The organism is Methanobrevibacter sp. (assembly GCF_045130115.1).
Taxonomy (GTDB): domain Archaea; phylum Methanobacteriota; class Methanobacteria; order Methanobacteriales; family Methanobacteriaceae; genus Methanocatella.
The window spans coordinates 1-14,760 of sequence record NZ_JBGUPC010000055.1; the positions used below are offsets into that span (position 1 = coordinate 1).

The 14,760-nt window shown below is 33.0% G+C and carries 6 protein-coding genes; all 6 read left to right on the forward strand.

What is annotated here, in order from left to right:
* A partial coding sequence (locus ACJMML_RS09495) for an Ig-like domain repeat protein (RefSeq protein WP_405307085.1) occupies nt 1–5,062 on the forward strand: 5,062 nt, incomplete at its 5' end.
* A 69-nt stretch (nt 5,063–5,131) separates the two neighbouring features.
* Complete coding sequence (locus ACJMML_RS09500) at nt 5,132–7,327, forward strand: right-handed parallel beta-helix repeat-containing protein (RefSeq protein WP_405307086.1); 2,196 nt, start codon at nt 5,132–5,134, stop codon at nt 7,325–7,327.
* A 171-nt stretch (nt 7,328–7,498) separates the two neighbouring features.
* Entirely contained in the window at nt 7,499–12,565 is a 5,067-nt protein-coding gene (locus ACJMML_RS09505) for an Ig-like domain repeat protein (RefSeq protein WP_405307087.1), read from the forward strand.
* Between the two features lie 141 nt (nt 12,566–12,706).
* The gene (locus ACJMML_RS09510; RefSeq protein WP_405307088.1) at nt 12,707–13,756 is read left to right on the forward strand and encodes a hypothetical protein; all 1,050 of its coding nucleotides are present in this window, start codon (nt 12,707–12,709) and stop codon (nt 13,754–13,756) included.
* A gap of 222 nt (nt 13,757–13,978) precedes the next feature.
* Nucleotides 13,979–14,284 (forward strand): nucleotidyltransferase domain-containing protein, encoded by a 306-nt coding sequence (locus ACJMML_RS09515; RefSeq protein ID WP_330025219.1) that lies wholly within the window; start codon nt 13,979–13,981, stop codon nt 14,282–14,284.
* A complete protein-coding gene (locus ACJMML_RS09520; RefSeq protein ID WP_405307089.1) occupies nt 14,277–14,645 on the forward strand; it encodes a HEPN domain-containing protein in 369 nt (122 codons plus the stop codon). The genes ACJMML_RS09515 and ACJMML_RS09520 overlap by 8 nt, the downstream gene beginning before the upstream one ends.
* Nucleotides 14,646–14,760 lie beyond the last annotated feature (115 nt).

Below are 14,760 nucleotides of genomic sequence, written 5' to 3' on the forward strand. Positions count from 1 at the left end.
AACTAATCCTAAGGATTCCAATTATCAAATAAAAATTAACAATAATGTAAAAATTATTGGAAGTAATGGATCATATATTGGAGATAGTACTCCTGATGGGGGAATATATCATGAAAGCAATAGTAGATACATAACATATATTCCAATTCTTGCTGAAGGTACTGCTATTGATATTATTTTGGAAAATATTACTTTCAAATGGATTCATACTTTTAAACAACCTGATAGTATTGTAATGCAGTTATGTAGTGGAGGTACTACTTTAATTAAAGGATGTACATTCGATACTATTGACACGGTAGTGGGTGCAGGTTCAGTTGTATATCTTAAAAAAGGGGAAGCAGTTTTAAAAAATTGCTCTTTTGTTAATTGTAATGTTCCTAAAGCTTGTGTTATGGTTTCAAGCAATCAGGAAATGATAATGAGAGATTGTTATTTTTACAATAATTATGGTTATGAGCATTCGACTTGTGGTATGAACTGGGGTACTCTTACCATGTATAATACTAAGTTTTACAAGAATCGTTCTGTTACATGGGCTGGTGGAATAACAACTTATGGTGAGGGTGTTACCAATATTTATAATTGTAATTTTACTGATAATGTTGCTGGATGGAATGGTGGAGCACTATATATTTATAACATAGCAAATATTTACAATACCACTTTTGAAGGCAATAACTGCACTACTAATAATGGTGGTGGTGCAATAGGTGCTTGTAAATATAGTGGAATTCCTAGAATTTATATTGATGGATGTTTGTTTAAAGATAACAATAACAATTGCTGGGGATTAGATGAGTTATCTACTACGGGTACTGGTCGTGGCGGTGCTATTTCATTTATGGATGAAGGTTCCTTAGAAGTTAGAAATACAGTATTTGTTGCTAATTCTGCGTCTATTGGTACTGCTATCTGTGCTCTTGAAATGCAGGGGTATGGTTCTCCTAATGTAATCATTGTAAATAATACTTTTATTAATCATACTCGCGCAGGGGATGTTTTAAATGTCCGTGTAATAGGTACAATTTTAAATATTGCTAATAATACTTATATTGGTAATTCTATTGAATTTTCCACTTTAAGTTTAAAAACTCTTAGTCAAGGTAATGATCAGGCTACATTACAGGTCACTACCAAATTGTCAAACCCAAGTTATTATGAATCAGACATTCTAGAAAAGACATGTTATGATGTTTATGTTAATGATGAGTATGTAAAGACAGTTAACACTACTAAGTTCACGGTTGATTTTGGTGATTTGGATATTTGTCGAGTCTATGTCATCCCAACTATCTCTAATTGCAAATCCAATGAAGTTACAATAACAAGTACTCGCGAGTATATTTTTGTATCACAAAATAAAGGTAATGACAATAACAATGGATTAACCCGGAATACTCCAGTTAAATCAATTAAAAAAGCATTAGAATTAGCAGTAAACTATAAAAATATAATATTGTTGGATGGACAATACAATGAATCTGATTTAACTATAAAGTATGATTTAACTTTAAAAGGTGAAAATGATGCAACATTAACAGGTGCTACTTCATTTTTAACTAATAATAATTTCGCATTGAAAAATCTGAAAATCACTAATTTAAGTGGAAATATTTTCATTAAAGGGAATAATTCAACTTTATCAGTTCAGAATTGTATTTTCAATCATAATAAAGTATCTGGACTTATTGAAGGGGATTCAATTGTAATTTCCAAGTCAATTTTTACAAATAATAATCTTATTGTTATGAATAATGGTTTTACCAGCATTCAAGACTCAATCTTATTAAACAATACTGAAGTTATTCAAGGTAGTTCTAATTATGTTTTGGATTATAACTGGTGGGGTAGCACTTTGGAAAATCAAATCAAACCAATTAATTTAAATATTGCCAACTGGTTAATACTAAAAGCATTATCTGATAAAAGTAAATTGGAAAATAATCAATTTGCAAATGTAGAATTTGCTTTTTACTTAAATATTACTAAATATTTGAGTTTACCAAAAATCAATTTAAATCTAAATCCAATTAATGGAATAACAAATGTTAATATTACTCCATTAAATTCAAAGGTCATATTTACTTTAACCAGTTTTGAAAATGCAACATTAATTGCTGGTTATAATGATATCAGAACCTCTCTTAGCTTTGAATTTTTAAAATCCAATCCAAATATCAGTATTAAAACATCTGATATATTGGTGGGTGAGGATTTAATTATTCAAATTACTGTTCCGCGTGATGCAACTGGTAATATGACATTAACTGTTGGAAATATCACTCAAGTTAAAGAAATCACAACTTCAAACATGAAATTTGTTTTCAGTAATTTAAGTGCAGATAATTACAATGTCATTGTCAATTATGAGGGCAATCAGAAGTATTCTTCACAAGTAAAAATAACTAATGTTACTATAAATAAGTATGATTCATTTGTTAAAGTCAATTTAAGTGAAATTGAAGTTGACAAAGACTTAATTATCACAATTTCAACAAATGATGATGCAACAGGTAATATTTCACTTTACATTAACAATAAAGTTGTAACCTTAGCATTAAATGAGTCTAAGGTAAATTACACTATCAAAAACATTAAACGTGGAGACTACATTATTACTGTAATTTATAATGGTAATGATAAATACTTGCAAAGCAGAGATTCCATTAAAATAGAGGTTGACAATATTGAAGCTAAAATGGATATTAAGGTGGATAACATTACTTATGGTGAAATAACAGTCATTGATGTTAATTTATATGACATTAATGCAACAGGTAATGTAACCGTAACTATTGATGGTGTATCAAATACTTCAAGTGTTACAGGAGGCAAAGCCCAAATCACAATAGCTAATCTGGATGCGGGAGTTAATAAAAACATCACTGTTTTCTATACTGGTGATGATACATACTTCAATAAAACAGAGGAATCTGTTTTTACAATTGCTAAAAGCAATTTAACATTTTCCATTAGTGCTAGTGATATTATGATTGGTCAAGATGCTGTTATCAAAATCATTGTTCCAGCAAAAACAACAGGTACTTTCACCATCGGTGAGGATACAATCACAATACCAATTTCAGGAAATATTGAATATGTCATGGAAGATTTGGAAATTGGAGAATACACATTCACTGCAATTTATGAAGGAAATAATTACTTTACAGTTTCCAATACAACTGAATTTAAAGTTTGTGAATATCAATCCCCTCAATGGGCAGATAATGGAGCAAACACACAAAACACTCATCAGACAATTTATGAATCACAAACTAATGGTGAAATCATCTGGAGTGTTCAAATTGATGGGGAAATTGCAGGAGATTTAACCATCGACAGTAATGGCAACATTTACATTGCAACTAAGGATAATATTTATTCATTCACTCCAGATGGTGTGTTGAATTATGTATTTGTTCCGGATACTCGTGAAAGCAGTTTTTCAGGAACATGTATTGGTCGTGATGTTGTAATTGCACCTAAATCCGGTGACACATTGTATTTCATTAACCAAAGCAGCGGTGAAAAGTATGGCTCTTCCAACTTGTATCAGGGATCAAGTGTCTATGCTCCGGTAATTGATTCCAATGCAAATATTTATATTGTAAGTGAATATCAAACAAAAACGGGAACTTATAATCTTGTTAAGATTCCATATAGGTTATGGGAAGGTGGAGGAAATCCAACCTTGATTGACCTTGGCAAATATACTCCTCTGGCTTCACCAACATTAAACGAAAATGTTATTGTCGTTTTAAGTGAGGGCAGGCTTAGAATAATTGATGCCAAAACATTAAGATCAAATTCCATTATCACTGGTGATTTTAAAAATGTCCGACCGGTGGTTGGTGAGGATAATAGTATTTATGCTGTTTTAGGTGATGTGATTGTTGCATATAATCCTCAGGGCACTCAATTGTGGAAAACCAGGATAACTGGTGGTGCCGGCAATCAATTGTTTTCAGATTCTGAGTTCCTATATGCTACAAATTCCAAAGGCAACCTTTACAAGTATGATTTGGTAAATAACGGTAAAGAATATCTGGTTTCCAATTTAAACGTTACTTCTGGTGTTTTAATTGGTTTAAATACTACTTTATACTTTGGCTGTGATAATCTCTTTTATGAAATCACATCAGAAGGTAATGTTTTATGGAAATCAGATTTGAAATCCAAAATCATAGGCTCTCCAGTTATGGATAAGAATGGTGTTATCTATGTAACTTCTGAGGATAATAAAGTCTTTGCATTATCTAAGAGTACTTTGAAAAATCCTTCTTTGGATGTTAAAGTATCAAGCAGCACTCAAGGTAAAGATACTCTCATCACTATCAAATTGGATGGCCAGGCAACAGGCAATGTTTCATTTGCTGTTAATGGAGTTACTTATAATGAGGCAATTGCAGAGGGGGTTATAGTTAAAGTTATTCCTAATTTGCCTGCAGGCAGTTATAATGTTAATGTTACTTATAGTGGTGATTTGAGGTTTAATAAAACCAGTAGTGTTGTCAGCTTCACAGTTAAGCCTGCCCTAACTGTTTTAAAAGGAAATGACATTACTGTTTTATACACTAGCAATTCCTACTATAAACTAAAACTTACACAAGACAATATTCCACTTTCAGGTAAAACAGTTAAGATTAACTTCAATGGAGCCAACTATAATGTCAAAACCAACAGCAATGGTATTGCAAGCTTTAAGATAGCTGCCAAACCTGGAAAATACACAATAAAAGCATCATACAATGGTAAAGTAACCAAAAATACCGTGACTGTTAAAAGCATTGTAAATGCCAAAAACATCAATGCTAAAAAGTCAGCTAAAACTGTTAAAATCAAAGTTACTTTAAGTAAAGTTAACAAAAAGTACCTGAAAAACAAGGTCATAACCTTGAAGTTCAACAAGAAAACCTTCAAGGCTAAAACCAACAGTAAAGGCGTTGTGACATTTACCATTAAAAACAGCATATATAAAAAACTTAAAGCAGGTAAAAAGTACACGTACCAAGTGATTTACGGTAAAGACAAGGTGAAAAAGACTATAAAATTTAAATAGAGGATTTCACTCCTCTATTATTTTAATATTATCATGTTTATTTAATCATTTAAAAGTTTAGGAGGTGATTTGGTAATCTGGAAGAAATTGATCTTAGGATTGGTGTTATTGTTGGCATTATCTTCGGTTCATGCAAGCGATATTGGTGTGGCTGATGATTCTCAAGAGAGTATCAGTGTTGATAATCTGGCTCTTGAGGATATTTCAGATGATTCTCAGGCAGATGTCAATGTCAGTGATTCTGTTCTTGAAGTTCCACATATTCCCGATGTGCCTGATGAACCGGATGTAAATCAAAATAAGACAATCTATATTACTCCTGAAAATATCGCCACATATTTCAAAGACAGTAATCTGGAAGATGATTATGACAATATGGATTTTGTCTTTGAGGGCACTTTCAGTAATCTAGGTAAGTTGTCAATCAATGCTCAAAATATCACTATTAAAGGTGATGGGGCGGTTTTCAAAAACACAGTTTTTGATATCTGCAGAGATAATGTTTCAATGTCAAATCTTAAGTTTGATTTGGATTGTGATTTAAGCGATAATGATGGTGCGGTAATAATATTCAATACTAATAATATATATCTGGATAATCTTGACATCAACTATAATGTGCCTTATAATTGTGAGGCTTATGCGATTTGCGGTGTTGGCGACAGGATGTCTTCAAGGAACTTGAGACTGACTAACTCTAAAATCAACTTTGAAGGCCACAACAATGACATTAATGTTTATAATTGTGCCATAAAAGTAATCAACTATGAGGATTCTTTAATGGAAAACAACACAATCACAACATCCTTGCCTTTAAAGGATGTTAATCATGGTGCTCATGGCACTAGCCTGGATTCAGACTTTGTACTTTCAGTAGGTGTTGAAAACTGCAATAAATTAAGGTTCATAAACAATACTATTATTTCAGAGGTTAATTACAGACAAGATTCATTGTATCCTACTTTAGATGGTTTACTGATCAGTAAGTGTGATAATGCACTGATAGCTAATAACTCTATTCATATGAGTGATTTTATCACATATCCTGGTCTTGACAATTATTTATACGGAATGGATATTTATAATTTAAATAATCTAACTGTAGTAAATAATGATATCTCGATTGTAACGACCGGTGGAAGGCTGGCTGCAGGAACTGCATATCCTATTCAGATTTCAGGACCAATTAGTAAGGTGAACATTACAAGAAATGATTTGTATTCATTTTCCAACGGTCCAAACATTGGGATTTACTCTCAAAACTACTATGGAAATACGGAATTGTCAATAACCTATAATCGCATTAACGTTACAGGTCTTGCAGGAACTCATGAATGGGCTTTGGTTGCAGGTGTGGAAACCCAGGATTCCAATTCAACTGTTGAAAACAATATCATTGAAGTGCACAGTGTCGGTCCGGTAAACATTGACGATAATATTTATGGAGTAAGTTACCGCCAGTCCACAGACGGCGACCATACCTACAGTATACAGAATAATACTGTATTCAGTGACGGTTACAAGTCTGTGTATCTGTTGGATTCCAAGGATTCGACTGTGGCGAATAATCTTTTAGTCTCTTATAATGAAAATGCAAAAAACGGCTATGACGGTTTTAGTTATGGTGATTTGTCAAGACATGACAATATCAATTTTCAAAACAATCAGGTCATAAGGGCTTTTGATTACTTTGCAAATCTGAACAATAATCTGGACAATGGTGAGGAATATTCTTATATTACTCCTGTTAATAATAAGGGTATTTCAAATGTTATTGATGGATCAGGCATTAATCCTGTAAGCAATAACAACAAACCGGTTTATAATCCAATAATTCCAGGTACATCTTCACAGAATAGTGAAATGTATACTCAAACAATTATTGATAATCCAACAGGACATAGTGATGGTGATAGAAAAATTAATGAGGATAAAGGCAGTAGCAATAACAATAATGGTGCTGACAATGGAATTTCCCATGATAATGGTAATTCCAACTCATATAGTAATTCATCATCACAGGCTACAACTGCTGTTTCATCAGATATAGTGTCTAACAATACTGATGCAACTCCATCTGATGCAGGCACTCAATCATTAGTCGGAGGGTCACAATCTGGTGGTGGGTCTTCAGGTGTTTCTAAAAAAGCATATGAAATTGAAGATTTAACCAAAAGTGAGTTTATACCTTCAATATTTTATGTGATTGCTGCATTGATTTTAATAATTGCGGGATATAAACGTAAAAATTCAAATTTCGATTAGTCAAAAAATTTGACTAATCATACTTCTTTTTTTCAATATTTTTATATATCATCTTTAACATAATTTAAAATATTGGCGATAAATTTTGAGGTGTTAAAGATTTTCAAAAAAACAATACTAATAATCCTCATATTCACAGTATTATTAAGCATTTCAGCAGTAAGTGCTGAAGTGAATGATACGATGGAATTGGAGGATATAAATCATGATTCATCAATTTATATTGATAATCAAGCAGGTAATGATTTAAATACCGGTAACATTACAAGTCCTGTTAAATCAATTAGTCAGGCAGTTGATAATGCAGATAACGGTTCAGATATCTATTTAACAAGCGACACATATGCCGGTGATAAAAACACAAGAGTAATCATTGATAAATCAGTAAATTTCATTGGAAACAACACGGTTGTTGATGGTGAATGCAAAAACTATTTGTTTACAGTTACAGGTAATGCTAAGGTCACTTTTAAAAATATGGTCTTTGTTAATGCATATAAGTCTCCTGAATCTTACGGTATTAATTATCCTGACTCAGTTTACGGATCTGCTCTTGAAATCAGAAGCGGTGAAGTCATACTTGACAACTGCACATTCCAATACAATGTCCTGGACTACAGCAACAACAATAAAAACATTTATGGAGGTGCAATAAGTAACAGTGGTACTTTAACAGTAATAGACTCAAAATTCATCTCAAATATCGCTCATTCCACTTCAGGATTGTTCTCCTATGGTGGAAGTATCTACAACAACGGAAAACTAATAATCAATCATTCAGAATTTTTAAAATCTTTGAGTGATGATTTTTCATATGGTGGTGTAATTGCCAACAATGGTGATTTGACAATTGATAACACTTTAATTGCCAATTCCCGCTCTTCACAGGAATCACGAGGAGGAGTAATATATAATACAGGCAACTTCAAATTAATCCGATCCATAGTTGAGGATAATGTTGTCTCCAAAGCTAATTTCCAATATATTTATGGTGCCATTTATAATGCAGGAACCTTCACAGCATATAGCAACATTTTTAGAAACAACACTGGCGTGTATTCAATTCCAAGTAGAGGTTCACCAACAATCTACAGTACAGGTGAATTGAATTTAACTTATAATCTCTTTTTGGGAAATGCTCCTTTTGAAGGAGTGTCAAAGGATGTTTATATCTCCAGCGGTGAAATCATATCATTGGACAACAACTGGTGGGGCTCAAATGAAAACCCATATGCCACAGGTGCCTTAAATTTAGATGAGAAGGTAAATTCATGGCTGGTTTTAAACATCACACCACAATATTCTGCTTTAAACATTGGCAAATCAAGTGATATTCAAATTAATTGGATAACTAATACACATGCAACTTTGAATTTGGATTTAGTGCCTGAAACAGATATTAAAATCAATGAGGAGAATTATACTTTCGCTAATCAGCTTACCTATACTTTCAGTGACACTCACGTTAAAGGATTGTATTTTGTTCCTGTTGTTTTGAATGATTTTTCCAAAATCGTTGAGGTTGATGTGGGAAAAATCAAAACAAACATTGATGTTAATGTAAACAGTAATTTAAGTTATATGGATGATTTAATTATTGATGTTAGTGTTAGGGGTGAGGATAATCTGAATCCTGACGGTGTAGTGCTGATTTTTATTAGTGGTAATGTATATAATATTACACTCATAAATGGTCATGCAAATTATACAATACACGGTTTAAATCCTGGAAGTTACAACCTTGAAGTATCATATAATGGATCAAGTAATTATTTTAAATCATACTATTCATCAAAAGTCACTGTTAATAAACGAAGCGTATACATGAACTTAACCATTCCTGAGTTTTTCATAGATCAAAGTTATTATCTCAATGTCAATTTAGATCCTGCGGGTTCCAAGTCAACTGCAGTGCTATACATTAACGGCATAAGAAAAAAGGTAATATACTTATATGATAATCAGGAAAATAGGATAGCTTTAACAGGTTTTGGTGAAGGTGAATACAACATTACAGTATCTTATGTGGAAAACGCCTATTTCAAAAGCACTAATGTCAGTGGTGTTTTAAAAATCAAGAAATACAAACCGGTATTTAATATCACAGCGCCGGACATTATGTTAGGTGAAACTCAAACCGTTAAAATCACAGTTAATCCGGATGATTTAAGAGGAGAAGCTATATTAAATATTAACGGCAATAATTATCTGATATTTTTAAATGACACTACTACAAACATTACCATACCTAACCTTAGGGCAGGGGATTATAATCTGAAGCTGGTTTTTGACGGTGATGCCAAGTTTTCAAAAGCCGTTTCAAGCCATTCTTTTAGTGTATTGAAATATCCGACAACATTAAATGTAAAAGTGAATTATAATGAAATCACTTTTAAAGGAAACATCCTTGTCAAAACTGGTAATAAGAACTGTACTGGTGAAGTCAGTGTTTATATTAATTATAAGGTTTATCGCTTGAATCTCACCAATGGTGAGGCTAATTTCCCGGTCAATTACGATAAGGGAACTAATTATATTTATGTCTATTATGAGGGTGATGATTACTGGGCGGATGCTGGCTGGAACACTACAATTGGTGTTGCTGATGAATTTATACTGATGAGTGAAAACGTAAGTTCATATGAACATAATGACTTTAACTACACATTCAGACTGATTGAACCAAGCGGCGTGCCATTGCCGTCAAGAGTTGTAACAATAAACTTCAAAAACATATTGTATAACGTCACTACCGATGATGACGGTTATGGATACATTAAGCTAAACTTAAATGAAGGCAATTATACAATCACTGCAAGTTATAAAAATCAAACAATAACCAATAGTCTGGAAGTTAAAAAGATCTTGTTTAATCTCACTGCTACTAATGAGACTTATGGTACTCCTTTGGTTTTTACTGCAAGTTTTGATAAAAACGTCAAAGGATGTGTTAATTTTACAGTTGATGGTGTTTTCAGTGAAATTGTTAATATAAGTGATGGAAAAGCACAAATAACTGTTTCTTATATTGATGCTGATGATTATTGTTTAAATGCATTTTATACTAATGACTATTTCAACTCAACAGTCAAATCAGTTATGTTTAAGGTTGATAAGGCTGATTCAATTTTTGATTTGGCGGTCAGTAATGTAATTTCTGGTGAGGATGCAAACATTACATTGACGCTGTCTGATAACACTTATGGTAATGTAATATTTATTTTGGATGGGCAGTCAACTGTTGTTGAAATTGAAAATAATCAGGCGGTTTTATTTGTACCTAATATCGGTGGAGCAAACCACATTATCAATATTACATATGATGGTGATAGAAATTATAATCCGAATTCTTTAAATTCCACTTTTTATATCAAGGATTTAAGAAGCGAGGTAATTCTGGAATTGGCTAATATAACTTATGGTGATGCTTTCAATGTCTCTGCTAAACTGGACAGCAACGCAACAGGAAACGTGACATTTACAATTGGAGACATCACAAAAACAATAGAAATTGCTGACGGTGAGGCACTATTGTCATTGGATAATTTAAATGCTGGCATTTACAATCTGACTGTCATTTATAATGGGGATACATATTATATCAGTTCTTCTAATTCCACCAGCTTTAAAGTATCCAAAGCGGATTCTGAAATTTTCATACAGGCGGATGCTGCACTTGGTGAAAACGTTTTGATTTATGCCTATCTCTCGCCTAAAGCATCAGGTCATGTTACATTCAGCATGCCTGGATATTACACTTCAAGGGATAAGGAAATTGATGAGGCAATAGCATTGTGGTACATTTCACCATTGGATACTGGAGTATACACAGTTAAGGCATATTATCCGGGGGATAACAATTACAATCCGTCAAATACAACTTACATAATCAATATCTCTCAAAAGAAAACCAGATTATCTGTTGAAATCAGGGATGTGGTGGTAAATGAGAGGGTTTCCATCAGTGTTAGATTAACTTCAAATGATGAGGGTTTGAATGGTACTGTAAGCGTTAAACTCAATTCTAGAGAATATAATGTGGTCATACGCAACGGCAAAGGCAATCTGGTCATTGGTAGACTTCCAATCGGAGTCTATTCATATGAGGCATTCTATAAAGGCAATGAAAATTACACATCTCAAAGCACAAGTGGTTCATTTAGGGTTGATGAGATAATTGATGTTGCTCTGATTTCACATAACATCACAATGTATTATAAAGGAAATCAGAAGCTAGAAGTCCTTTTAACCGATGCAAGCAACAACCCGTTGGAAAATCAAATCATCCATGTTAAACTAAACAATGAGGAATATCAGCTTACAACTGATGGTGAAGGCAAGGTTTATCTGAAGCTTAATTTAAATGTCGGAAACTACACAGCATCAATAAGGTATAATGGCTCTGAAAGGTATTGCTTTAAGGATTTGAATGTGTCCGTTGAAGTAAAATCAACCGTATCGGGCATTGACGTTACCAAACAGTATGGTACATCATCCCAATACTTTGCAGTATTCCTTGACTGTGAAGGTAAGGCAATAGGCAATTTCAAGGTAACTTTCAGGATTGGTGATAGGTCATTTACTGCAACAACTCTTCCTAACGGCATTTCAAGGCTGAACATCAACCTGAATCCCGGCAGGTATGTTATTGAGGCAATCAACCCAAAAACAGGTGAGATTGCATACAATTCAATTTTTATATTCAACAGATTGATGAATAATAATGATTTAACCCAGAACTATGGTGAAAACAAGTGTTTCAAGGTCAGAGCTTATACCTCAAGTGGCAAGGCTGTTGGGGCAGGTGTGAAAGTGACAATCACCATCGCCGGTAAAAAGTATAGTGTCAAAACCGATAAGAACGGTTACGCCTCTTTTAAAATAAATCTCAAGCCGGGAACATATGCTATAACAGCCAGCTATGGTGGTGTTTCTGTTAAAAATAAGGTTGTTGTCAAATCCATTATAAAAGCAAAAAACATCAATGTCAAAAAGTCATCAAAAAAGGTTAAAATCAAAGTTAGCTTGAGGAAAGTGAACGGCAAGTACCTTAAAAACAAGGTCGTGACCTTGAAGTTCAACAAGAAGACATTTAAGGTTAAAACCAACAGTAAAGGCGTTGCAGCATTTACAATTAAAAAAAGTGTCTACAAAAAGCTTAAAGCAGGTAAAAAATACACTTATAAAGTGACTTATGGCAAGGATACTATTAAAAGAACTATAAAGTTTAAAAGATAGTATCTGATTTCTTTTTCTGTTTCAGGTATCAATACAGTAACATAACTTATATATACTTGGTGGATAACTAGAATATTACGAAATGCATTTTACATTTGGATGCATATTTAATCAATCGAAAATAATTTAGAGGTTATGAAAATGTATTTTACTAGAGACCAGGATTTGATAGATGATTTTCACATAAAATCAGGTCATAGTGTTGGATCTAAAAAATCATACAAGACAACATTCAACAAATACACAACATTCCACAACATGAGTCTATGCGACCTGTTGGCAGAAGCAATAACCGAACAGGAAAACAACATTCCGGAAAACCGATTAAGCATATATGACAGGATAATCTCATTTAGAGACCATCTGATTAAAAACAATATAGGAAGCACAATACCAAACTCAATATCAAAAATCAAGACATTCTACCATTACAACAGGGTAAAGATACCTTTTATTCCGCCATTGAACAGTAAACATGTTGCCAGAAACGATGTAATAAGCTTTGATGATTTGCCGACCAAGGATGAACTGAGGCTAGCTTTAGAGTTTGCAGATGATAATCTGAAGCTCTGGATATTGGTGATGATTTCATCAGGTACAACTAGGTGTGAGGCCAAATTCATGACCAACCTGACATTCTTTGAAGGAACAAGGATGTATCACAAAAAAGACGATTTTAGAGATGCAATGAAATATCTGTCACGAAAAAACAATGTGGTATGCACCTGCAAGTTGCTTCGACAAAAGACCGATAAGCCCTACTACACATTCCTCAATCCCGAATGCGTGCAGAGGATTGCCAAAGTGAAGCTAAAGCAGGAGGACTTCGATTTGGAAAGTCCGCTTTTAAAGTATGAGTTAAACCATGTCAATTACAAGTTCAAAGTGCTCAATGACTATCTGGGCTTTGGAGAGATCGGCGGGTATGCAAGGCTTCGCCCCCACATGCTTCGTAAGTTCAACTCAACATACCTGAGTCAGGGAACCTTGGAAGGTGATCTCTTGGCTATGGACAGTATTGATTTGTTGCATGGCCGTGGAAAAAACAAGACAAGGGAAAGCTATTACAAGGACAATCCGGACTTTTTAAAGCTGGAGTATATTAAGGTTATGAGCAATGTATCGCTTTATCGAAGGTATGATTGGAAAATTGTAAATGGCAAGGTGAAGGTTATCTCAAAGCCTTTGTAATATTGGAAGATAAGTATTGCTTTAACATTGTAATTTTGTAAATATCCAGTAATATTTGCTTTATTTAATATATAAATACTTAAATACTTAATAAAACAAATAATTACTTAGATAATCATTCTATTGAATGATTCGGGATAATCTTTGAAGTTTTGTTCAAGCAATATATTTATTATAAATAAATTTAATATAATATATTACTTATTGTACTGGGTGATTTATGTGCATGATAGAATTAAAATAGCCAAGGAGTTTGCAGAAACCATCAAATCAGATGACATTAAATTAATAATGTTATTCGGTTCTGTAGCTCGTGGAGACGACAATGAAGAGTCAGACATCGATATCTTAATCGTATCTCCAATTGCAGATAAAATCAAACCGGAAATCCACAAAATCGCTATGGATATAATTTTAGAAAAAGATGAAGTTATATCCCCAAGATTAATGACAGAAGATGAATTCAAAAAAGTAGAAGATTATCCATTCTTAACTAACGTACTTAAAGAAGGTGTAGTAATTGGATAATCCAAAAGATGCAATCAATGTTGGAAAAAGTCAGTTAATCTCAAGTAAAATGTTATATGAAGGCGGACAATATAGGGACTCAGTCACCATGTCTTATTATGCAATGTATTCCTCTGCTCTGGCATTACTTCTTAAAAAGAGCATTTCCCCAAAAACCCATGAGGGAACCTTAAGACAACTTGCCAAGGAATACGTCAAAACAGGATTGCTTAGCAAGGAAACCTATGGATACCTTTATGATGCCCGTGAGACTAGAAACGATTCTAGTTATGGTTATTCAAAAACTTTTACAGAAGAAGACGCTGAAAAACTTATTTTACAGGCTGAAAAATTCATAAATGAAGTGGAAACTTTATTATGATTTTTTATTATTTTTTTCTTTTATTTTCAGATTTTTATTTACTCTTGTTTTTTTAGGATAATTGATGTTGTATTTTAAATAAAATAATTAATATATTATTTATTATGTTTCCAAT